Genomic DNA, 20,059 nt, shown 5'->3' with positions numbered 1-20,059 from the left:
CCTGGCGGGCCTTCTCAGCCCTTGCCCTGCGATGCCACCGCGGCGGCGGCCTTTTCGGCGGCCGCGGCATCGCCGAGGTAATAGTGGCGCAGGGGCTTGAGGTCGTCGTCGAGCTCGTACACCAGCGGGATGCCGTTGGGGATGTTCAGCCCGACGATGTCGTCGTCGGAGATCCCGTCGAGGTACTTCACCAGGGCGCGGATCGAGTTGCCGTGGGCCGCCACCACCAGCCGGCGGCCGGTGCGGATGGCCGGCGCCATCGATTCGTTCCAGAAGGGCAGCACGCGCGCCACCGTGTCCTTCAGGCACTCGGTCAGCGGGATCTGCTCGGGCGACAGCTTGGCGTAGCGCACGTCGCCGCGCTCGCTGCGCGGGTCGTCGGCTTCCAGCGGCGGCGGGGGCGTGTTGTAGCTGCGGCGCCAGACCAGCACCTGTTCGTCGCCGTATTTCTTAGCGGTTTCGGCCTTGTTCAGGCCCTGCAGGCCGCCGTAGTGGCGCTCGTTGAGGCGCCAGGAATGCACCACGGGCAGCCAGGTGCGGTCGAGTTCGTCGAGGGTGTGCCAGAGGGTGCGGGTGGCGCGCTTGAGAACGCTCGTGTAGGCGACGTCGAAGTCGTAGCCCTCGGCCTTGAGCAGCCGGCCGGCCTGCTTGGCCTGTTCGACGCCGGTTTCGGTCAGGTCGACGTCGGTCCATCCGGTGAAGCGGTTTTCCAGATTCCAGGTCGATTCACCGTGACGGATCAATACCAGTTTGTGCATGTGGGAGGCCTTTGGCTGCGCTTGCGAAACCTCGCATTCTAAAATCCCCGGTTTGCCATTCAAGGAACCCCCGTGAAATTGATCGAATTCGTCACCGCGAACTGGATGCTGATCCTGATCGCGCTCAGCTCGGGCGCCATGCTGGCCTGGCCGCTGGTGCGGGAGCGGGCGGCGGAACGCTCACGGCCCAGGGCGCCGTCCAGCTCATCAACCGCGAGCGCGCGGTGCTGGTCGACGTGCGCGAACCCGAGGAATTCGCCACCGGCCACATGATCGGCGCCAAGAACGTTCCCCTGAACCAGCTCGAGGAAAAGCTCGCCGGCGCGGTCAAGAACAAGAACGTGCCGCTCCTGCTGGTGTGCGCCACCGGCGCCCGCGCCCAGCGCGCCGTGGCCATGGCCAAGAAGCTGGGTTACGAGCAGGCCCAAGCGGTCTCCGGCGGACTGAAGGCGTGGAAAGAGGCTAACCTGCCGGTTGAAAAAGCCTAGACATCGACTCGCCCCCAGGCTTCGCGCACTCCGTGGCGCTGTGCCGACCCCCTGCCGGGGGCAACGCCTGCGGCCCGACCAAGCCGATTCCGCGGCGTTCCCCGAAGGGACGGTGAGCGAGTTGAATAAATGAAACTTTCCCCAAGGTAGAGCGCATGCAAGCCGTCAAGATGTACACCACCGCCGTTTGCCCTTACTGCATCCGCGCGAAACAGATCCTGAAGTCCAAGGGCGTCGAGCAGATCGAGGAGATCCGCATCGATACCGACCCCCAGGCCCGCAACACCATGATGGAGATCACCCAGCGCCGCACGGTGCCCCAGATCTTCATCGGCGACACCCATGTGGGCGGCTGCGACGACCTGATGGCGCTCGACAGCCGCGGCGGCCTGGTTCCGCTGCTGCAGGGCGCCTGAAACCGGCCCTGCCCCGGAGCCGTCTTCCGGCCGGGCCATAATCGCCAGTTCACTCATCTGCAGCCCGCTGCGGGACCCTCTCCCCGGCGGGCATTGTTTTGATCCTCGAAAGTTCAGCCATGGCCGACCAGCAAGCCCAAGATCCCGTCTTCCAGATCCAGCGCGTCTACCTCAAGGACCTGTCGCTCGAGCAGCCCAATTCGCCCGCGATCCTGCTGGAGCAGGAACAGCCCACCGTCGACATCCAGCTCGGCGTGGACGCCCAGCCCGTGGCCGACGGCATCTTCGAGATCACTGTGGCCGCCACCGTGCAGACCAAGATCGGCGACAAGACCGTGTTCCTGGTCGAGGCAAAGCAGGCCGGCATCTTCGAGATCCGCCACCTGCCGGAAGAGCAAATGGGCGCCATCCTCGGCATCGCCTGCCCGCAGATCGTCTACCCCTACCTGCGCGGCAACGTGGCCGACGTGATCCAGCGCGGCGGCTTCCCGCCCGTGCACCTCGCCGAAATCAACTTCCAGGCCATGTACGAGCAGCAGCAGGCTCAGGCCGCCGGCCAGGCTGCGCCCTCGCTGGCGCAGTAATCGCGGCATAAAGCCGTAACAGCCGCAGCAGCCACCGACGTCGATGAAGATCTGCGTTCATGGCGCCGGCGCCTGGGGCACGGCGGTCGCCGTCAATGCGGCGGCCCGCCACGAAGTCACGCTCTGGGCGCGCGACGCCGCCCAGGCCGACGCCATGTCGGCCGCGCGAGAAAACTCCCGCTACCTGCCCGGGCTGGCCCTGCCGGCCTCGCTGGCCGTGCGCGCCGGCGACATTGCCCAAGCGCAGGCCGGCGCCGATCTGGTCATCGTGGCCACCCCCATGGCGGCCCTGCGCGCGCAACTCGTGGCGCTGCGAGGCACCGGCACCACCGCCGCGGTGGCGTGGCTGTGCAAGGGGGTCGAGCCCGCGCTCGACGCGTCTTCCCCCGCATCCTTCGGCCTGCTGGCCCACGAGATCTGGGCCCAGGTTGCTCCTGAATTGAGAGCGGGCGTGCTCAGCGGCCCCAGCTTCGCGCAGGAAGTCGCCGAAGGGCGGCCGACCGCGCTGGTGGCCGCCAGCCCGCACGCCGCCGTGCGCGACATGCTGGTCGACGCCTTCCACGGCCCCGCGCTGCGCGTCTACGCCAACGAGGACATCGTCGGCGTGGAGGTGGGCGGCGCGGTCAAGAACGTGCTGGCCATCGCCACCGGGCTGTGCGACGGCCTCGCGCTCGGGCTCAACGCCCGGGCGGCGCTCATCACGCGCGGCCTTGCCGAGATGACGCGCTTCGGCCTCGCGCTGGGCGCCCGTGCCGAGACCTTCATGGGCCTTTCCGGCCTGGGCGACCTGGTTCTTACTTCCACCGGCGACTTGTCGCGCAACCGCAAGGTCGGCCTGCTGCTCGCGCAGGGCCGCACGCTGGCGCAGGCCGTCGATTCCCTGGGCCACGTGGCCGAGGGCGTCTACTGCGCCCGCACCGTGGTGCAGCGCGCCCGGGGCCTCGGCATCGAGATGCCCATCGCCGAAGGCGTGGTCGCGCTGCTCGACGGCCGCGTGAGCCCGCAGGACGCCGTGGCGGCCCTCGTCGGCCGCGAGCCGGTGCCCGAATCGGTGCAGCTCCAGCAGCCGGGCGCCGCCGTTTCCCCCCGTCAATCCTCCTGAGAAAAACGCAGAGACAAAGAGAGCCATGAGCCTTCGCTTTGATTTTTCAGCGTCGGCCGTGGCCGCGCTGGCCCTGTCCGATGCCACCCGTGCATTGCAGGAAGACGTCGCCGACGGCGACCTGACCGCCTCGCTGGTCGACCCCGCGCGCCGCGCCCGCGCCCGCGTGCTGGCGCGCGAAGCCGCCGTCGTGTGCGGCGCCCCATGGGTCGAGGCCACGCTGCGGCAGCTCGATCCGCAGGTGCGCATCGAATGGCTGTGCGCCGAGGGCGAGCGCTGCGAGGCCGGCCAGACCGTGCTCGAGATCGAAGGCTCGGCCCGCGCGCTGCTGACGGCGGAGCGCACTTCGCTCAACTTCCTGCAGCTGCTGAGCGCCGTCGCCACCAAGACCGCGTTCTATGCCGACGCCGTGCGCGGCACCCGCGCGCGCATCGTCGACACCCGCAAGACCATTCCCGGCCTGCGGCTCGCGCAGAAATACGCCGTGCGCACCGGCGGCGGCCTGAACCACCGCATCGGCCTGTACGACGCGGTGCTCATCAAGGAAAACCACATCGCCGCGGCCGGCGGCGTGGCCGCGGCCCTGCGTGCCGTGGCGCCCGCGGCCGCGAAGGCGGAGTTCGTCGAGGTCGAGGTCGAGACGCTGGCCCAGCTGCGCGAGGCGCTCGACGCCGGCGCGCGCATGGTGCTGCTCGACAACATGGACCTGCCCACGCTGCGCGAGGCCGTGCGCATCAACGACGAGGCCGGCGAAGGCCGCAAGGCGGTGCTCGAGATTTCCGGCGGCGTCACGCTGGACGGCCTGCGCGCCCTGGCCGAAACGGGCGTCGACCGGATTTCCATCGGTGCCCTGACCAAGGACGTCAAGGCGATCGACTACTCGATGCGTTTCCAGGAAGGCTGATCCGCCCATGTCGTCCACGGTCATCGATGTCGACTACGAGCAGCCCGCCGAAACCAGGGCCGGCGCCGTCTGCGACACCCGCCACGCCTGGGCGCGCGTGCCGCCCGAGCCATCGCCCGACGAGCGCATCGCGCTGAAGGGGCGCATCCGCCGCCTGCTGCGCGAGCGCAATGCGGTGATGGTGTCGCACTTCTACGTGCACCCCGACCTGCAGGACCTCGCCGAGGAAACCGGCGGCATCGTGAGCGATTCGCTCGAAATGGCGCGCTTCGGCCGCGACCACGCCGCGCAGACGCTGGTGGTGTCGGGCGTGCGCTTCATGGGCGAGACCTCGAAGATCCTGTCGCCCGAGAAGCGCGTGCTGATGCCCGACCTCGACGCGAACTGCTCGCTCGACCTGGGCTGCCCGGTCGACCAGTTCAGCGCCTTCTGCGACCAGCATCCCGACCGCACCGTGGTCGTCTATGCCAACACCAGCGCGGCCGTGAAGGCGCGCGCCGACTGGCTGGTCACCTCCAGCTGCGCGCTCGACGTGGTGAACGCGCTGCATGCGGCGGGGCAGAAGATCCTGTGGGGCCCCGACCGCCACCTGGGCGACTACATCCGCCGCCAGACCGGCGCCGACATGGTCAGCTGGAACGGCGCGTGCATCGTGCACGACGAGTTCAAGGCGCTGGAGCTCAAGCTGCTCATGAAGGAGCACCCGAAGGCCAAGGTGCTGGTGCACCCCGAATCGCCCTCGGACGTGATCGCGCTGGCCGATGCGGTCGGCTCCACCTCGGCGATCCTGAACGCCGCGCAGCGCATGGACGCCAGGGAGTTCATCGTCGCCACCGACAGCGGCATGCTGCACAAGCTGCGCACGCTGAACCCCGGCAAGGTCTTCATCGAGGCGCCGACGGCCGGCAACGGCGGCACCTGCAAGAGCTGCGCGCATTGCCCGTGGATGGCGATGAACGGGCTGGTGGAGCTTGCGAATGCCCTGGAGACGGGCGCGGGGGAAATCCACGTCGATCCGGCGCTGGGGCTGCGGGCGCGGGTGCCGATCGATCGGATGCTGGCGTTCACGGTCGGGCTGAAGAACGGGCAGGCGCCGGGGAGCCTGGTGGCGGGCATCGGCGCGGCCTGACCCCGCTTCGCTCCTTCCCCCGCTGGGGGAAGGTTGGGATGGGGGCAGGCAGAGCGCTCGATGGTGGCGCCGCGTGCCCCCACCCCCGGCCCTCCCCCAGCGGGGGAGGGAGAAAAACCTAGAAATCCACGGTGCAGCTGTCCCCCAGCGCCTCCCGCCACACCTTCACCCGCGCAAGCGTTGGCCGCAGATCCGGCAGTGCATCCGCAATGAACACGCACAGGTTCTCCAGCGTCGGCGGGTGCAGCCCCGCCACGTCGTCCAGCAGGTGATGGTCGAGCTGCTCGCGCACATCCTCCAGCCGGCGGCGCAGCAGGCCCAGGTCGATCACCATCCCCGTCGCAGGGTCGCGCTCGCCCGTGAGCCACACCTCCGCGTGGTAGGTGTGTCCGTGGATACGGCGGCTGCCTTCCACTTCGATCTCGCGCTTGAGCGTGTGGGCGGCGTCGAAGAAAAAGCGTTGGCTGATCGTGAATCGCATCGTCGAAAAGAAAAACTCGGAAAAAAGGGGCGTCCGCCTCAGCGGATGCCGGTGATCTTGTGCGTCTGCACGCTCAGGCGCCACGCGGGCTGCTTCATGCATTCGGCAATGCACAGCTCGGTGTTCGCGACGCGGTCGGGCCCGTCCATGGGCTGCAGGAAGCGGTGCGTGAATTCGCCGGTGCGCGCCATGGCGTCGAGGTCGATGCCTGGCTGCGGCCACACCAGCTTCAGTTCCTGGCCGCGCTGCTGCACCCACGGCGCGCCGGCCTTGGGGCTGATGCACAGCCAGTCGATGCCCGCGGGCGCCTCGACCGTGCCGTTGCTCTCGACCGCGATGCGGAAGCGGCGCGCATGCAGCGCGTCGACCAGGGCCGCGTCCACCTGCAGCAGCGGCTCGCCGCCGGTCAGCACCACCAGCCGGTGGTCGGCGTCGGCGGCGGGCCATTGGGCGGCGATGGTGTCGGCGAGCAGGTCGGCGGTCTTGAACTTGCCGCCCAGCGTGCCGTCGGTGCCGACGAAGTCGGTGTCGCAGAACCGGCAGATGGCGCTGGCGCGGTCTTCCTCGCGGCCGCTCCAGAGGTTGCAGCCCGCGAAGCGGCAGAACACCGCGGGCATGCCGGCCTGTCCGCCTTCGCCCTGCAGCGTGTAGAAGATTTCCTTGACGCTGTAGGTCATGGGGCAGCCGTCTCGATCTCGAGGTTGTCGATCAGCCGCGTGGCGCCCAGGCGCGCGGCGGCCAGCGCCACCAGCGCGTCGCCGACGGCAGGTGCCTGCAGGTCGGAGCGGCGGCGCAGCACCAGATAGTCGGGCTGCCAGCCGCGCTCGGCCAGCGTGCGCACGGCGCGCGCCTCGATGGCGCCCAGATCGCGCTCGCCCGAGCGCACCGCCTCGGCCATCGCCTTCAGCGCCTTCGACAGCTGCACGGCCTCGGCACGCTCGCTCTCGCTCAGGTAGCCGTTGCGCGACGAGAGCGCGAGGCCGTCGTCGGCGCGGAAGGTCTCGCCGCCCACCATCTCGATGGGCAGCGCGAACTGCCGGACCATGTGGCGGATCATCATCAGCTGCTGGTAGTCCTTCTTGCCGAACACCGCCACGCGCGGCTGCACGCACTGAAAGAGCTTCATCACCACCGTGCACACGCCGATGAAGAAGCCGGGCCGGAAGTGGCCTTCGAGGATGTCGGCCAGCGCCGGGTCGGGGTGCACCTTGCAAGTCTGGGGCTCGGGGTAGAGCGCCTTCTCGTCGGGCGCGAACAGCACATCGCAGCCGGCCGCTCGCAGCTTCTCGCAGTCGCTCTCCCAGGTGCGCGGATAGGTGTCGAAGTCTTCGTGCGGCAGGAACTGCAGGCGGTTCACGAAGATGCTGGCCACCGTGACGTCGCCGAGCGGCTTCGCCTGCTTCACCAGGGCCAGGTGGCCGTCGTGCAGATTGCCCATGGTGGGGACGAAGGCGGGGCGCCCGAAGGCGGCCAGGTGGCTGCGCAGGTCGTCGATGGTGTGCGCGATGTACATGAGTGGTTTCCTTTTCCTTGTCTGCCTACCAGGCGTGGAGGCGGTCGTCGGGGAAGCTGCCGTCCTTGACGGCCTGCACGTAGGCCTTGAGCGCGGGCAGCACGCCCGGCGCGTCGGCCATGAAGTTGCGCACGAACTTCGGCATCTTCCCGAGGTTGATGCCCAGCATGTCGTGCAGCACGAGCACCTGTCCGGCGGTGGCCCTGCCCGCGCCGATGCCGATGGTGGCGCAGTGCTTCAGTTCGGCCGTGAGCTCGGCGGCCAGCGCGGCCGGCACCATCTCGAGCACCAGCATCGCCGCGCCCGCGTCCTGCAGTTCATGGGCCTGCTGCTTCAGCAGTGCGCCGGCCGTGTCGCCCTTGCCCTGCACGCGGTAGCCGCCCAGTGCATGCACCGTCTGTGGCGTCAGGCCGAGGTGGGCGCACACCGGAATGCCGCGCTCGACAAGGAAGCGCACCGTGTCGGTGGTCCAGCCGCCGCCTTCGAGCTTGACCATGTGCGCGCCGGCCTGCATCAGCACGGTGGCGCTGCGCAGCGCCTGTTCGCGCGACTCCTGGTAGCTGCCGAAGGGCAGGTCGGCGATGAGCCAGGCCGTGCCCTGCACGCGGCGCAGGCCGCGCGAGACGCTGTCGGTGTGATAGCGCATGGTGTCCAGGCTCACGCCCACGGTGCTGTTCAGGCCCTGGCAGACCATGCCGAGCGAGTCGCCGACCAGCAGGCAGTCGACGCTGGCCGCGTCGGCCATGGCGGCGAAGGTGGCGTCGTAGGCCGTCAGCATCGCGATCTTCTCGCCGCGCGCATGCATGTCGGCCAGGCGCGGCAGGCTCACGGGCTTGCGCGACGCGGGCGGGGAGGCCGGCGGCAGCGTGCCGTAGGGCGAGGCCGGCGGTGCTTCAGTGGCGGCGGGGGTGGGCGTGATGTTCGACATGGTTGGGTTTCTCCCTGCGGGCGTCGGTGGCCGGGCATCCTTGAGTGAAGAAAAACGAACGGTGAGGGTTATCGGTCTGCCGGAGGCACCAGCACCGTGGGTGCGGTGGGCTCGGCGAGCGAGGGGTAGTCGCGGCTGAAATGCAGGCCACGGCTCTCGTGGCGGGCCTGCGCGGAACGAACGATCAGCTCGGCCACCTGTACCAGGTTGCGCAGCTCGAGCAGGTCGCGCGTGACGTGGAAGTTCGCGTAGAACTCCTGGATCTCGGCCTGCAGCAGCGCGATGCGGTGGCTCGCGCGCTCCAGGCGCTTGTTGGTGCGCACGATGCCGACGTAGTCCACATGAAGCGGCGCAGCTCGTCCCAGTTGTGGGAGATGACCACGGCTTCGTCGGCGTCGGTGACGCGGCTGTCGTCCCAGGCGGGCAGCTCGGCGAGCTCGCGCGCCGGTGCCGAGGCGATGGCGCTGGCCGCGGCGCGGGCGAACACCATGCATTCGACCAGCGAGTTGCTGGCCAGCCGGTTGGCGCCGTGCAGGCCGGTGCAGGCGGTTTCGCCGATGGCGTAGAGGCCCGGGATGTCGGTGCGCCCGCTCAGGTCGCTGAGCACGCCGCCGCAGGTGTAGTGCGCGGCTGGCACCACCGGAATCGGCTCGCGCGTGATGTCGATGCCCAGCTCCAGGCAGCGCGCCAGGATGTTGGGGAAGTGTTCCTTCAGGAACGCGGTCGGCTGGTGCGAGATGTCTAGGTACACGCAGTCGAGGCCGTGCTTCTTCATCTCGAAGTCGATGGCGCGGGCCACCACGTCGCGCGGCGCGAGTTCGGCGCGCTCGTCGTGCTTCGGCATGAAGCGCGTGCCACCCGCCGATTCAGGCAACTTCAGCAGCCCGCCTTCGCCGCGCACCGCCTCGCTGATCAGGAAAGACTTGGCATGCGGGTGGTACAGGCAGGTCGGGTGGAACTGGATGAACTCCATGTTCGACACCCGGGCGCCCGCGCGCCACGCGGCGGCGATGCCGTCGCCGGTAGCCGTATCGGGATTCGTGGTGTAGAGATACACCTTGCCCGCGCCGCCGGTCGCCAGGATGGTGTGCGGCGCGCGGAAGGCCAGCACCTCGTCGGTTTCGCTGTCGAGCGCGTACAGGCCCAGGCAGGCTGGGTCGTCGAGCCCGATCCTCGGGCCGGTGATGAGGTCGACCAGCGTGTGGTGCTCGAAGAGCGAGATGTTCGGCGTGCGCCGCACCCGCTCGATCAGCACCTGCTGCACCGCCGCGCCGGTGGCATCGGTCACGTGCACGATGCGGCGCTGGCTGTGGCCGCCTTCGCGCGTCAGGTGCAGGCCGCCGCCAGCCTCCTCGGACTCTTCGGAGAAAGGCACGCCCAGTTCGCGCAGCCAGCCGATGGCCTCGGGTGCGTGCTCCACCACGAAGCGCGTGGCCTCGGGGTCGCACAGGCCTGCGCCGGCGATGAGCGTGTCTTCGACGTGCGCGTCGAAGCTGTCGCCCGCGGCCAGCACGGCCGCGATGCCGCCCTGCGCCCAGGCGCTGGAGCCGTCGTTCAGCGCGCGCTTGGTCAGCACCGCCACGCGGTGCGTGGGCGCCAGGTGCAGCGCGGCGGAGAGGCCGGCAAGGCCGCTGCCGACGATGAGGACGTCGAAGTCGCGCACGGGGTAAATCAGGAAGGGGAGTACGCCAGCCGGACGTAGATGGGAGCGAAGGCTTCCGCCTGCGTGATCTCGATCAGCGTCTCCTTCGCGAGCTCCAGCATCGCGATGAAGGTGACGATCAGCACCGGCACGCCGCGCGACACGTCGAAGAGCTTCTCGAACTCCACGAAGCGCTGCCCCTGCAGGTGGCGCAGCACGATGCTCATGTGCTCGCGCACGTTGAGCTCCTCGCGCGAGATCTTGTGGTGCTGCACGAGCTTGGCGCGCTTCATGATGTCGGCCCAGGCATCGCGCAGCTCGATCACGTTCACGTCGGGAAAGCGCGGCTTCAGCGACTGCTCGATGTAGACCTGCGCCTTCCAGAAGTCGCGTCCGTACTGCGGCATGGCGCTGATGGCGGCGGCCTGCAGCTTGGTCTGCTCGTATTCGAGCAGGCGGCGCACGAGCTCGGCGCGCGGGTCTTCGGCCTCTTCGCCGTCGGCCACCTTCTTGGGCGGCAGCAGCATGCGCGACTTGATCTCGATCAGCATCGCGGCCATCAGCAGATACTCGGCCGCGAGCTCGAGGTTGGTCTGGCGGATCTCGTCGACGTAGCTCAGGTACTGCCGCGTGAGCCCCGCCATCGGGATGTCGAGGATGTTGAAGTTCTGCTTGCGGATCAGGTAGAGCAGCAGGTCGAGCGGGCCCTCGAAGGCCTCCAGGAACACCTGCAGCGCCTCGGGCGGGATGTACAGGTCCTTCGGCATCGCGAAGAGCGGCTCTCCGTAGAGCCTCGCGAGCGCGACCTGGTCGACCACCTCGGGCATGCCGACCACCAGCGTGCCGTTGTCCTCGTCTCCGTTCATCGGTGTGACGCTATCTTTTCAGTAGCTGCCGACGCAACGCAGGCGCTTGTTTGCTGCCAGTTCGGCATCAGCGAACGGCTTACTTGCCCTGGGTCTGGTAGACGTAGGGCTGCTGGGCCACGCGGGCTTCGCTGTATTCCTGCAGCAGGTCGCGGTCGAGATGCTTGTCCCAGAGGAGGGCGCGGCCGGCGCGCTGTTCGGCCTCCAGCGTCGGCTTCTTTTCCTTCATCTCCTCGATGAAGTTCGTGATCTCGGAGGTGTAGTGGGGGCGGCGGAAGATGGACATAGACTGGACCTTTGTTGGCGCGAATTTTACCGGGGACGGCATGAAGCAAATTCGGGGATGGCGGATCGGCATGGCAATCGGGTGCCTGGCGGCGGCAATCGGGCTCGCGGCATGCGACTCGAAGAACATCAGCGAGCTGGAGGAAGGCGTCTCCACCGAGGCCGACGTGCGGGCGCGCTTCGGCGAGCCCGAGAACGTCTGGGACGCCCCCGGACGCGGCCGTGTGTTCGAGTACAACCGCCAGCCCGCGGGCCAGAAGAACTACATGATCACCATCGGTCCCGATGGAAAGATGAGCGCGCTGCGGCAGGTGCTCACGCCCGAGAACTTCGCGAAGGTGCAGCCCGGGATGATGATGGAAGACCTGCGCAAGATGCTCGGCAAGCCCGCCAAGGTCACGCCCTATGCGCTGCGCCGCGAAACCGAATGGGAATGGCGCTGGGTGCAGCCGCCCAACTCCGCCATGGTCTTCACCGCCACGCTCGACGACGACCAGCGCGTGCTGCGCAGCGGTTCCTCGCCCGACAGGGGCGCCGAGGCTCCCTGACCACCCGTGCGAACTTTCGATCAACTTATCCGAAGCGGGGGATGCAGATACATTTTTGACATTCATTGACATTTAGTCACCGACCTTACCGGGGCCGTCCGATGCACATCCTGCTTGTCGCGAGCGCGTTCAACAGCCTGACGCAACGGGTCCTGGCGGAGCTGCAGGATCGCGGCCACACCGTCGGCGTGGTGCTGGCCCTCGGCAATGACGACGAAATGCGTGAAGCCGTGCGGGTGCAGGCGCCCCAGCTCATCGTGGCGCCGATGCTCACCAGCGCGATCCCCGAGGACATCTGGCGTGCCCACACCTGCCTGATCGTGCATCCTGGCCCGCCCGGCGACCGGGGCCCATCGTCGCTCGACTGGACGCTGCAAGGCGGCGCCGAAAGCTGGGGCGTCACCGTGCTCGAAGCCGTGGCCGAGATGGACGCGGGCGATGTCTGGGCGTGGTCGCCGCTGAAGGTGCCGCCCGTGGCCGGCAAGAGCGACCTCTATCGCAGCGAGGTGGCCGACGCGGCGGTCGACGCGGTGCTGCTCGCGGTGGAGCGATTCGCCTCGGGCAGGCACAAGCCGCAGAAGCAGGAGCCCGCGGTGCTGGCGGCCGGCTGGCGGCCCTTCATGAAGCAGGCCCAGCGGCGCATCGACTGGGCTTGCGACTCCACCCAGATGATCCTGCGCCAACTGCGCGCGGCCGATTCGCAGCCCGGCGTGCTCGACGAGCTGCTGGGCGCGCAGTGGTACCTGCACGGCGGCCATCCCGAGGACGAACTGCGTGGCGACCATCCCGGCGAGCTGATCGCCACCCGCGCCGGCGCCATCTGCCGCGCCACCGTCGACGGCGCGGTGTGGATTGCGCAGCTGCGGCCCTGGCGCGAGCCCGGCTCGCGGCTGCCCAGCTACAAGCTGCCCGCTGCCGAAGCGCTCGGCGACCTGCTGCCTTCCGACGTGCCCGAGGTGCCGGCGCCGCTGGAACTGCCGGCCGGGCGCCGTACCTTTTCCGACATCCGCTACAGCGAGCAGGGCGCGGTCGGCGTGCTGAATTTTTCCTTTCCCGGCGGCGCGATGAGCACCGCCCAGTGCAGGCGGCTGCTCGAGGCCTATCGCTTCGCCTGCACGCGCGCGACCTCGGTGCTGGTGCTGGGCGGCGTGCGCGACTTCTTCTCCAACGGCATCCATCTCAACGTGATCGAGGCGGCCGAAGATCCGGCCCAGGAGTCGTGGGCCAACATCCACGCGATGAACGACCTCGTCGAGGCGGTGCTCACCACCACCGACCGGCTCACCGTGTCGGCGCTGGGCGGCAACGCCGCGGCCGGCGGCGTGATGCTCGCGCTGGCGGCCGACGAGGTCTGGTGCCGCGACGGCGCCGTGCTCAACCCGCACTACAGGCTGATGGGCCTGCACGGCTCGGAATACTGGACTTACATCCTCCCGCGCCGCGTGGGCGAGAGCGAGGCGCTGCGGCTCACGCAGTCGGCGCTGCCGGTGAGCGCCAGGCGTGCCGTCGAGATCGGCATGGCGCAGCGCGTGCTGCAGGCCGCGCCGGAGGAACTGGGGGCTGAAGTGGCCCGGCTGGCGGCGGAGCTGGCCGCATCGCCGGAGCTGGGCGATCGCATCGCGCGGAAGAAGGCGATGCGCGAGCAGGACGAGTCGATCAAGCCGCTGCAGCGCTACCGCGACGAGGAGCTCGTCCACATGCGCCGCAACTTCTTCGACGCGCGCGAGCCGCATGCGGGGCTCAGGTCGGCGTTCGTGCGAAAGGAGAAGGCGTTGCACACGCCGCCGCACATAGCCCGCCTGGGTATGGCGGGCTGAATTTCGCCAGAGCCTTACTGGCTGTCCGGAATCACCGCATCGGCCGCCGCGCCCACGGCCTTGCCCGTGATGCGCGCGGTGCCGATGGCCGCGTCCGCCGCGAGCCCGACCGCGCCGGCGCCAACGCTCACCGCCGTGCCGGCCACCGTCACCACCGCGCAGCCGCCCAGCAGTGTTGAAAGCGAGGCGAGCACGAGGGCGCGGCGCAGCAGGGTGATCATGGCGATTCCTTCTTCTAAGTCGATCAGCGGACCCGCATGCCCGGCGTCGCGCCCGGCCAGGGTTCGAGCACGTGGATGCCCGGATGGGCCTTCTCGTCGCCGTGGCTGGCGGCCAGCACCATGCCTTCGCTCACGCCGAACTTCATCTTGCGCGGCGCGAGGTTGGCGACCAGCACCGTGAGCTTGCCCACCAGCTGCTCGGGCTGGTAGGCCGAGGCGATGCCGCTGAAGACGTTGCGGGTCTTGCCCTCGCCCGCGTCGAGCGTCAGGCGAAGAAGCTTGGTCGAGCCTTCGACCTTCTCGCAGGCCACGATCTTCGCAATGCGCAGGTCGATCTTCGCGAAGTCGTCGATGGTGATGGCGGGCGCGATGGCCTCGCCGCCCGGCAGCTCCGCGGCCTCCTGTGCTGCAGCCGGAGCTGCTGCGGCGGGTTCGGGCGCGTCGAACAGCTTGTCGACCAGCTTGGGGTCGGCGCGCTGCATCAGGTGCTTGTACTCGCCGATGGCGTGGCCCACGGGCAGCGGCTGCGCGGCGTCGGCCCAGGCCAGCGGCTGGATCTTCAGGAAGGCTTCGACGTTCACGGCCAGCGCCGGCAGCACCGGCTTCAGGTACAGCGTGAGCAGGCGGAAGGCCTCGATGCACACGGTGCACACGTCGTGCAGGCGCGCCTCGGCGCCTTCCTTCTTGGCCAGCTCCCAGGGCTTGTTCTGGTCGACGTACTCGTTGACCTTGTCGGCCAGCGCCATCACCTCGCGCAGCGCGCGGGCGTAGTCGCGGCCGTCGTACAGCGAATGCAGCTGCGCCGCCGCGTCGCGCAGCGTGAACAGCAGCGCGTCGCCGTCGGCCGAGACCTCGCCCAGCTTGCCGCCGAAGCGCTTGCCGATGAAGCCCGCCGCGCGGCTGGCGATGTTGATGTACTTGCCCACGAGGTCGCTGTTGACGCGCGCGACGAAGTCCTCGGGGTTGAAGTCGATGTCCTCGTTGCGGCCGTTGAGCTTGGCGGCGATGTAGTAGCGCAGCCACTCGGGGTCTAGGCCGATCGACAGGTACTTGAGCGGGTCGATGCCGGTGCCGCGGCTCTTGCTCATCTTCTCGCCGCTCACCGTGAGGTGGCCGTGCACGTACACCGCGTCGGGCGCCTTGCGGCCGCTGAAATGCAGCATCGCGGGCCAGAAGAGCGTATGGAAGGTGATGATGTCCTTGCCGATGAAGTGCACCTGCTCCAGGTCGGGGTCGGCCATGTACTCGGTGTACGAGATGCCGTCGCCGCCCAGCTCGATGCAGCGCTTGTCCAGCAGGTTCTTCAGCGAGGCCAGGTAGCCCACGGGGGCGTCGAGCCACACGTAGAAGTACTTGCCGGGCGCATCGGGAATCTCGATGCCGAAATAGGGCGCGTCGCGGCTGATGTCCCAGTCGCCGAGGCCGCCCTTGCCTTCGTCGTCCTTGTAGAGCCACTCGCGGATCTTGTTCTGCACCTCGGGCTGCACGTGGCCGGCGGCGGCGGTCCATTCCTTCAGGTAGGCCTCGCAGCGCGGGTCCGACAGCTTGAAGAAGAAGTGCTCGGAGCTGCGCAGCTCGGGCTTGGCGCCCGAGAGGGCCGAGTAGGGGTTGATCAGCTCGGTGGGCGCGTACACCGCGCCGCACACCTCGCAGTTGTCGCCGTACTGGTCCTTCGAATGGCAGTTGGGGCACTCGCCCTTGATGAAGCGGTCGGCCAGGAACATGCCCTTTTCAGGGTCGTAGAACTGCTCGACGCTCTTGGTGCTGATGAGGCCGTTGGCGCGCAGGTCGCGGTAGATGTCCTGGGCGAGCTGGTGGTTCTCGGGCGCGTCGGTCGAGTGCCAGTTGTCGAACGAGATGTAGTAGCCGTCGAGGTAAGGCTTGCGGCCGGCGGCGATCTCGGCCACGAAGGCCTGCGGCGTCACGCCGGCCTTGTCGGCAGCGATGGTGATGGCCGCGCCGTGGGCGTCGTCGGCGCACACGAAGTTGACGTCGGCACCGTTCATTCGCTGGTTCCGCACCCAGATGTCGGCCTGGATGTATTCCATCATGTGGCCGATATGGAACTTGCCGTTGGCATACGGCAGGGCGGTGGTGACGAAGAGCTTGCGCGGGGCGGACATCGGGGAGGGCGCTTTCGGGAGTGTCGGGAGTGGCTGACGGGGAACCGGGCATTTTCAGGTCGCGCGGCTTCCGGGTGGGTTCGGTGGCGGCATCGACCCCATGCCGCATCGCAACGAGTGGGGTGTATCGGCTCCTATGCGGTGATCGCGGCCGGTGAGTTGCTATGGCACGGCCGGTGCGGTCAGCCGCGCTTCGCTGTTCGACCAGAAGGTGCCGGATGCCTCACATTCAGTTGACAAACCGGTCGAGCGTACATGGCATCATCCGCGCTCCAAAAACAGGGAGGAACCCATGCACAGCAACAAGCCATTCGTTTTCAAGGCGATCCTGGGCACGGCCGTCGCAGCCGCGGCCACCGGCAGCGCCATCGCCGCCGCACCGTCTTTCGCCGATTGCTTCAAGCTCAAGCCCGGCGTGGCCTACACGCTGAGCGACCGCTCGAAGGTCCGGATCGTCAAGGGCCAGTTCGCGGGCAAGGCGGCGATCGGCGTGGTGAGCATCGACGAGGGCGTCAAGAGCGTGAAGTACTTCGACGAGACCGGCCGCCAGCGGCTGGGTTCCGAGCAGTACGGCATCGCGGGCCTGGGCGGCGACGCCAGCAAGGTGGTCATCAAGGAAGTCTTCGCGGCGCCGTTCCCCGAGGTTCCGGCCGATGCCAAGCCGGGCGGCACCTTCAAGCTGACGGGCAAGGGCACCAGGACCACGAAGGACGGCAGCGAGGCTTTCGACTTCGGCAAGAGGTACCAGTCCGAGCATGTCTTCGTCGGCTTCGAGAACCTTGAACTGAAGCCGAACTACAACCCCCGCACCTTCGAGAACGTCTGCCACCTGAGCTCGCGCGGAACGGACAATTCTGTCGACTCCTGGTACGCGCCGGAGTACGGCATCATCAAGATGCAGGTGAAGACCTCCAAGGGCGAGCCGCTCTTCAGCTACGAGCTCGACGGCCTGGAAGAGCGATGAGCCGCTGGCGGGACGCCGGTGGGGAATAAGGCTTTGGTTACGCCGCGGAGCCCTGCCGTGGGATGATTCCCGCCGGAGATCGCCCCCGCGGGCGTGCCGCATCCGATGGCAAGCGATGTGCACCACGCAGGGCGGCCGGTTTCCGCAAGAATTTCCGCAATCGACCTGAGCGCCCAACCATGACCACTCCCATCCCCGCAACCCTGATCCCCGGCGACGGCATCGGCCCCGAGATCGTCGACGCCACGCTGGCCGCGCTCGACGCGCTGAAGGCGCCCTTCGCCTGGGACACGCAGATCGCCGGCCTGGGCGGCGTCAAGGCTTCGGGCGACCCGCTGCCGCAGGCCACGCTCGACAGCATCCGCAAGACCCGGCTCGCCCTGAAGGGTCCGCTGGAGACGCCTTCCGGCGGCGGCTACCGCTCTTCGAACGTGCGGCTGCGCGAGGAATTCCAGCTCTACGCCAACCTGCGCCCCGCGCGCACCATCATCCCGGGCGGGCGCTTCGACAAGATCGACCTGGTGGTCGTGCGCGAGAACCTCGAAGGCTTGTACATCGGCCACGAGCACTACGTGCCCATCGACGGCGATCCGCACGCCGTGGCGATGGCCACCGGCATCAACACCCGCCAGGGCAGCCGCCGGCTGCTCGAATACGCCTTCGAGACCGCCATTGCCACCGGCCGCAAGAAGGTCACGCTGGTGCACAAGGCCAACATCATGAAGGCGCTCACGGGTATCTTCCTGGAGACCGGCCTGGACCTCTACGAGAAGAAATACAAGGGCAGGTTCGAGCTCGACACGGTCATCATCGACGCCTGCGCGATGAAGCTGGTGCTCAACCCCTGGCAGTTCGACATGCTGGTCACGACCAACCTGTTCGGCGACATCCTGTCCGACCTGGTGGCCGGACTGGTCGGCGGCCTGGGCATGGCGCCGGGCGCCAACATCGGCACCGACGCGGCGATCTTCGAGGCGGTGCACGGCTCCGCGCCCGACATCGCCGGCAAGGGCATCGCCAACCCGACCGCCTTGCTGCTGGCCGCCGCGCTGATGCTCGACCACGTGAAGCTGCCCGAACTGGCCACGCGCCTGCGCACCGCCATCGACCAGACGCTGAACATCGACAAGGTGCGCACCGGCGACCTGGGCGGCACGGCGGGCACCGAGGCGTTCACGAAGGCGCTGGTCAGCCGCATCAACGGCGGCTGAAGCCGCCGGGCTTGCGGGCGCTGCATGAGAAGAAGGCTTGCGCTGCTCCTGGGAGCCCTGCTGTTCGCGGGCCTGGCCGGCCCTGCCGCGGCCGACCCGCGCTTCACCGTGGTGAAGATCGACCTGCGCAGGGAAGGGCTCGAGCTGTTCCTGCGCGACGACGCGGGCGTGCCGTTCAAGCGCTTCGACCGGCTCGATGCTTGGCTGAGGGAGCGCGGCCGCCAGCTGGGCTTCGCGATGAACGCCGGCATGTACCACGAGGACTTCTCGCCGGTCGGCCTGCTGGTGCGCGACGGCCGCGAGGAGTCGCCCCTGAACCTGGCCGACGGCGCGGGCAACTTCTTCCTCAAGCCCAACGGCGTGTTCCTCGTGTCGGACGCCGGGCCGCGCGTGGTCGAGTCGTCGGAGTATCCGGCGCTGGCGAAGGGCGTGCGGCTGGCGACCCAGTCGGGCCCGCTGCTGCTGCGCCGCGGCGTCGTGCATCCCGCGTTCATTCCCCATTCCGATTCGCGCAAGATCCGAAACGGCGTCGGCGTGACAGGCCACACCGCCGTCTTCGTCATCAGCGAGGTGCCGGTGAATTTCCACGAGTTCGCGCTCTACTTCCGCGACGTGCTCCACTGCCGGGACGCGCTGTACCTCGACGGCACGGTCTCGGCGCTGCATTCGCCGGCGCTGCACCGAAGCGATTTCGTGCGGGAGCTGGGGCCTATCCTCGGCGTCGCCTCGCCCTGAGTTCCATCATCGATTTCCGAGCCATGTCTTCCACTACCTCGCTGCCCGTCCTGTCCCTTGTCGAAACCCGCGTGCTCGGCGTGCTCGCCGAAAAGCAGCGCACCGTGCCCGACAGCTATCCGCTCACGCTCAATTCGCTGGTGTCGGGCTGCAACCAGAAGACCAGCCGCAGCCCCGTGCTCGAACTCACCGAATCGCAGGTGCAGGCCGCCATCGACAGCCTTCGCGGCTACAGCCTCGTGGCCGAGACCAGCGGCGGGCGGGCCTTCCGCTACGAGCACAACATCGACCGCGTGCTGCGCATTCCGTCGCAGTCGGTGATCCTGCTCACCGTGCTGATGCTGCGCGGTCCGCAGACCGCGGGCGAACTGCGCATCGCCTGCGACCGCATGCACAACTTCGCGGACATCTCCTCGGTCGAAGGCTTTCTCAACGAACTCGCCGAACGGCCGGCGGGCGCGCTGGTGGTGAAGCTGCCCCGCCTGCCCGGCGCGCGCGAGAGCCGCTGGGCGCATCTGCTGAGCGGCGCGCCGGCGGAGGAGACCATGCGGGCTGCAGGGGCCCCGTCCGATGCCGTTCAGGCGTCGCACGACGTATCGCTGGGCGAAGTCGCGGCGCTCAAGGCCAACGTGGCAAGGCTCGAAACCGAGGTGGCGTCGCTCAAGGCGCTGCTGGGGCGGGTGTGTTCCGAACTGGGGATTTCCGAGGCAGGGTGAGCGCCCTCTGATCGCGCCACTTCACACGGGCTTCACGCAGCCCGCACATCCGGTGCCTAACTTCGGCCTCCATTGCGAAAACCACTGGAGCCCCGAATGGACAACGGACACACCGTCGCATGGCGCGAACACATGCCCTTCGACGACATCACGCGCCGCGCGCTCGCATGGCTCGCCGCGCTGGCAGGCATCGCGAGCCTGTATGCCTTCTTCTGGTGGGCCGCTTCGGCCACCGGCTTCTTCCTCTTCGACGGCTGGCGCCACACCTGGCAGAGCCTGGGCACGGCGCTCGCGTTCCGGGACCTGGACACCGTCTACTACCTGCTGAGTTGGGTCTTTTCCGTTCTGGGCGGCCTCTGTGGCTGGGTCGCGCTCGTCGGCTTTGCCTTCATGCATCGGCGCGGCTGGGAGGCTGTCGCACCCTGGATCAAGATCGGCTGCGCCGTCGGCGTGGCGGCGGGGCTGGCCTTCGAGCCCGGCCGCCTGCTCGCGCTGGCGCCGATCGTCTGCGCGGTGGCGCTGCTGCTGCGCTCGATGATGCCGGTGCCACCCGCTGCGGCAGCGCTCGGCTCCCGGACATCGGCACGTCCAGACTGAGCTTCAGCGGGTCCATCGTGACCGGCGGGCG

21 protein-coding genes and 2 pseudogenes are annotated in these 20,059 nt (G+C 68.6%); 13 read left to right on the top strand and 10 right to left on the bottom strand.

Annotation, left to right across the window (positions count from 1 at the left end; genetic code table 11):
• Positions 1 to 14: 14 nt before the first annotated feature.
• A complete protein-coding gene (gene gpmA, locus ACHMXA_RS27390; RefSeq protein WP_093302311.1) occupies positions 15 to 758 on the bottom strand; it encodes a 2,3-diphosphoglycerate-dependent phosphoglycerate mutase in 744 nt (247 codons plus the stop codon).
• Positions 759 to 863: 105 nt separating this feature from the next.
• Here gpmA and ACHMXA_RS27385 point away from each other — a divergent pair.
• From ACHMXA_RS27385 to nadA, 6 genes and pseudogenes are all read left to right on the top strand, one after another.
• Positions 864 to 1,246 (top strand): annotated as a pseudogene (locus tag ACHMXA_RS27385) (rhodanese-like domain-containing protein).
• Between the two features lie 155 nt (positions 1,247 to 1,401).
• Positions 1,402 to 1,662, top strand: coding sequence for a glutaredoxin 3 (gene grxC, locus ACHMXA_RS27380; protein WP_126024726.1), 261 nt, complete (start codon positions 1,402 to 1,404; stop codon positions 1,660 to 1,662).
• Between the two features lie 119 nt (positions 1,663 to 1,781).
• On the top strand, positions 1,782 to 2,246 hold the full coding sequence (secB, locus tag ACHMXA_RS27375) for a protein-export chaperone SecB (RefSeq protein ID WP_395317102.1): 465 nt from the start codon (positions 1,782 to 1,784) through the stop codon (positions 2,244 to 2,246).
• Positions 2,247 to 2,289: 43 nt separating this feature from the next.
• Complete coding sequence (locus ACHMXA_RS27370) at positions 2,290 to 3,348, top strand: NAD(P)H-dependent glycerol-3-phosphate dehydrogenase (protein ID WP_395317101.1); 1,059 nt, start codon at positions 2,290 to 2,292, stop codon at positions 3,346 to 3,348.
• 25 nt (positions 3,349 to 3,373) lie between these two features.
• The gene (gene nadC, locus ACHMXA_RS27365; RefSeq protein ID WP_395317100.1) at positions 3,374 to 4,252 is read left to right on the top strand and encodes a carboxylating nicotinate-nucleotide diphosphorylase; all 879 of its coding nucleotides are present in this window, start codon (positions 3,374 to 3,376) and stop codon (positions 4,250 to 4,252) included.
• A gap of 7 nt (positions 4,253 to 4,259) precedes the next feature.
• Positions 4,260 to 5,381, top strand: coding sequence for a quinolinate synthase NadA (gene nadA, locus ACHMXA_RS27360; RefSeq protein WP_395317099.1), 1,122 nt, complete (start codon positions 4,260 to 4,262; stop codon positions 5,379 to 5,381).
• 118 nt (positions 5,382 to 5,499) lie between these two features.
• On the opposite strand, the gene ACHMXA_RS27355 is transcribed toward nadA, so the two are convergent.
• The 7 genes and pseudogenes from ACHMXA_RS27355 to ACHMXA_RS27325 all read right to left on the bottom strand — a co-directional run bounded on the left by ACHMXA_RS27355 (position 5,500) and on the right by ACHMXA_RS27325 (position 11,097).
• Complete coding sequence (locus ACHMXA_RS27355) at positions 5,500 to 5,862, bottom strand: 6-carboxytetrahydropterin synthase (protein ID WP_395317098.1); 363 nt, start codon at positions 5,860 to 5,862, stop codon at positions 5,500 to 5,502.
• A 38-nt stretch (positions 5,863 to 5,900) separates the two neighbouring features.
• The gene (queE, locus tag ACHMXA_RS27350) at positions 5,901 to 6,539 is read right to left on the bottom strand and encodes a 7-carboxy-7-deazaguanine synthase (protein ID WP_395317097.1); all 639 of its coding nucleotides are present in this window, start codon (positions 6,537 to 6,539) and stop codon (positions 5,901 to 5,903) included.
• The gene (gene panC / locus ACHMXA_RS27345; protein WP_395317096.1) at positions 6,536 to 7,375 is read right to left on the bottom strand and encodes a pantoate--beta-alanine ligase; all 840 of its coding nucleotides are present in this window, start codon (positions 7,373 to 7,375) and stop codon (positions 6,536 to 6,538) included. The genes queE and panC overlap by 4 nt, the downstream gene beginning before the upstream one ends.
• Before the next feature lie 25 nt (positions 7,376 to 7,400).
• The gene (gene panB / locus ACHMXA_RS27340) at positions 7,401 to 8,303 is read right to left on the bottom strand and encodes a 3-methyl-2-oxobutanoate hydroxymethyltransferase (protein ID WP_395317095.1); all 903 of its coding nucleotides are present in this window, start codon (positions 8,301 to 8,303) and stop codon (positions 7,401 to 7,403) included.
• Between the two features lie 68 nt (positions 8,304 to 8,371).
• Positions 8,372 to 9,966, bottom strand: a pseudogene (nadB, locus tag ACHMXA_RS27335) (L-aspartate oxidase).
• Positions 9,967 to 9,974: 8 nt separating this feature from the next.
• The gene (locus tag ACHMXA_RS27330; RefSeq protein WP_176663075.1) at positions 9,975 to 10,811 is read right to left on the bottom strand and encodes a ScpA family protein; all 837 of its coding nucleotides are present in this window, start codon (positions 10,809 to 10,811) and stop codon (positions 9,975 to 9,977) included.
• 79 nt (positions 10,812 to 10,890) lie between these two features.
• Positions 10,891 to 11,097, bottom strand: coding sequence for a DUF3460 family protein (locus ACHMXA_RS27325; RefSeq protein WP_176663074.1), 207 nt, complete (start codon positions 11,095 to 11,097; stop codon positions 10,891 to 10,893).
• A 70-nt stretch (positions 11,098 to 11,167) separates the two neighbouring features.
• Here ACHMXA_RS27325 and ACHMXA_RS27320 point away from each other — a divergent pair, with 70 nt between their 5' ends.
• Positions 11,168 to 11,644 (top strand): outer membrane protein assembly factor BamE, encoded by a 477-nt coding sequence (locus tag ACHMXA_RS27320; RefSeq protein WP_395317094.1) that lies wholly within the window; start codon positions 11,168 to 11,170, stop codon positions 11,642 to 11,644.
• 101 nt (positions 11,645 to 11,745) lie between these two features.
• Entirely contained in the window at positions 11,746 to 13,461 is a 1,716-nt protein-coding gene (locus ACHMXA_RS27315; protein ID WP_395317093.1) for an enoyl-CoA hydratase-related protein, read from the top strand.
• A 14-nt stretch (positions 13,462 to 13,475) separates the two neighbouring features.
• Here the strand turns inward: ACHMXA_RS27315 and ACHMXA_RS27310 are convergent, their stop codons facing one another.
• Both ACHMXA_RS27310 and metG read right to left on the bottom strand, forming a co-directional pair.
• On the bottom strand, positions 13,476 to 13,682 hold the full coding sequence (locus ACHMXA_RS27310) for a hypothetical protein (protein WP_395317092.1): 207 nt from the start codon (positions 13,680 to 13,682) through the stop codon (positions 13,476 to 13,478).
• Positions 13,683 to 13,705: 23 nt separating this feature from the next.
• A complete protein-coding gene (gene metG / locus ACHMXA_RS27305) occupies positions 13,706 to 15,805 on the bottom strand; it encodes a methionine--tRNA ligase (protein ID WP_395317091.1) in 2,100 nt (699 codons plus the stop codon).
• Positions 15,806 to 16,097: 292 nt separating this feature from the next.
• Here metG and ACHMXA_RS27300 point away from each other — a divergent pair, with 292 nt between their 5' ends.
• From ACHMXA_RS27300 to ACHMXA_RS27280, 5 genes are all read left to right on the top strand, one after another.
• The gene (locus tag ACHMXA_RS27300) at positions 16,098 to 16,769 is read left to right on the top strand and encodes a hypothetical protein (protein ID WP_395317090.1); all 672 of its coding nucleotides are present in this window, start codon (positions 16,098 to 16,100) and stop codon (positions 16,767 to 16,769) included.
• A gap of 179 nt (positions 16,770 to 16,948) precedes the next feature.
• Positions 16,949 to 17,980, top strand: a complete 1,032-nt coding sequence (locus ACHMXA_RS27295) for an isocitrate/isopropylmalate dehydrogenase family protein (RefSeq protein ID WP_395317089.1) — start codon at positions 16,949 to 16,951, stop codon at positions 17,978 to 17,980.
• Positions 17,981 to 18,004: 24 nt separating this feature from the next.
• Positions 18,005 to 18,715: a phosphodiester glycosidase family protein gene (locus ACHMXA_RS27290; RefSeq protein ID WP_395317088.1), complete on the top strand. Its 711-nt coding sequence runs from the start codon at positions 18,005 to 18,007 to the stop codon at positions 18,713 to 18,715.
• Positions 18,716 to 18,738: 23 nt separating this feature from the next.
• Positions 18,739 to 19,431 (top strand): YceH family protein, encoded by a 693-nt coding sequence (locus ACHMXA_RS27285; protein ID WP_395317087.1) that lies wholly within the window; start codon positions 18,739 to 18,741, stop codon positions 19,429 to 19,431.
• 96 nt (positions 19,432 to 19,527) lie between these two features.
• A complete protein-coding gene (locus ACHMXA_RS27280; protein ID WP_395317086.1) occupies positions 19,528 to 20,028 on the top strand; it encodes a hypothetical protein in 501 nt (166 codons plus the stop codon).
• Positions 20,029 to 20,059 lie beyond the last annotated feature (31 nt).

This window comes from Variovorax sp. UC74_104 (assembly GCF_044055375.1).
Classification (GTDB): domain Bacteria; phylum Pseudomonadota; class Gammaproteobacteria; order Burkholderiales; family Burkholderiaceae_C; genus Variovorax.
Note: the sequence above shows the minus strand (reverse complement) of the source record. Positions and strands in the feature narration are given on the sequence as shown.

Coding starts and splice junctions, on each gene's coding strand:
- panB (WP_395317095.1), bottom strand. CDS start 8,303: ATGTCGAACATCACGCCCACCCCCGCCGCCACTGAAGCACCGCCGGCC.
- nadA (WP_395317099.1), top strand. CDS start 4,260: ATGTCGTCCACGGTCATCGATGTCGACTACGAGCAGCCCGCCGAAACC.
- ACHMXA_RS27300 (WP_395317090.1), top strand. CDS start 16,098: ATGCACAGCAACAAGCCATTCGTTTTCAAGGCGATCCTGGGCACGGCC.
- ACHMXA_RS27330 (WP_176663075.1), bottom strand. CDS start 10,811: ATGAACGGAGACGAGGACAACGGCACGCTGGTGGTCGGCATGCCCGAG.
- ACHMXA_RS27315 (WP_395317093.1), top strand. CDS start 11,746: ATGCACATCCTGCTTGTCGCGAGCGCGTTCAACAGCCTGACGCAACGG.
- queE (WP_395317097.1), bottom strand. CDS start 6,539: ATGACCTACAGCGTCAAGGAAATCTTCTACACGCTGCAGGGCGAAGGC.
- secB (WP_395317102.1), top strand. CDS start 1,782: ATGGCCGACCAGCAAGCCCAAGATCCCGTCTTCCAGATCCAGCGCGTC.
- ACHMXA_RS27290 (WP_395317088.1), top strand. CDS start 18,005: ATGAGAAGAAGGCTTGCGCTGCTCCTGGGAGCCCTGCTGTTCGCGGGC.
- ACHMXA_RS27295 (WP_395317089.1), top strand. CDS start 16,949: ATGACCACTCCCATCCCCGCAACCCTGATCCCCGGCGACGGCATCGGC.
- ACHMXA_RS27280 (WP_395317086.1), top strand. CDS start 19,528: ATGGACAACGGACACACCGTCGCATGGCGCGAACACATGCCCTTCGAC.
- ACHMXA_RS27370 (WP_395317101.1), top strand. CDS start 2,290: ATGAAGATCTGCGTTCATGGCGCCGGCGCCTGGGGCACGGCGGTCGCC.
- nadC (WP_395317100.1), top strand. CDS start 3,374: ATGAGCCTTCGCTTTGATTTTTCAGCGTCGGCCGTGGCCGCGCTGGCC.
- ACHMXA_RS27355 (WP_395317098.1), bottom strand. CDS start 5,862: ATGCGATTCACGATCAGCCAACGCTTTTTCTTCGACGCCGCCCACACG.
- panC (WP_395317096.1), bottom strand. CDS start 7,375: ATGTACATCGCGCACACCATCGACGACCTGCGCAGCCACCTGGCCGCC.
- metG (WP_395317091.1), bottom strand. CDS start 15,805: ATGTCCGCCCCGCGCAAGCTCTTCGTCACCACCGCCCTGCCGTATGCC.
- grxC (WP_126024726.1), top strand. CDS start 1,402: ATGCAAGCCGTCAAGATGTACACCACCGCCGTTTGCCCTTACTGCATC.
- gpmA (WP_093302311.1), bottom strand. CDS start 758: ATGCACAAACTGGTATTGATCCGTCACGGTGAATCGACCTGGAATCTG.
- ACHMXA_RS27320 (WP_395317094.1), top strand. CDS start 11,168: ATGGCAATCGGGTGCCTGGCGGCGGCAATCGGGCTCGCGGCATGCGAC.
- ACHMXA_RS27285 (WP_395317087.1), top strand. CDS start 18,739: ATGTCTTCCACTACCTCGCTGCCCGTCCTGTCCCTTGTCGAAACCCGC.
- ACHMXA_RS27310 (WP_395317092.1), bottom strand. CDS start 13,682: ATGATCACCCTGCTGCGCCGCGCCCTCGTGCTCGCCTCGCTTTCAACA.
- ACHMXA_RS27325 (WP_176663074.1), bottom strand. CDS start 11,097: ATGTCCATCTTCCGCCGCCCCCACTACACCTCCGAGATCACGAACTTC.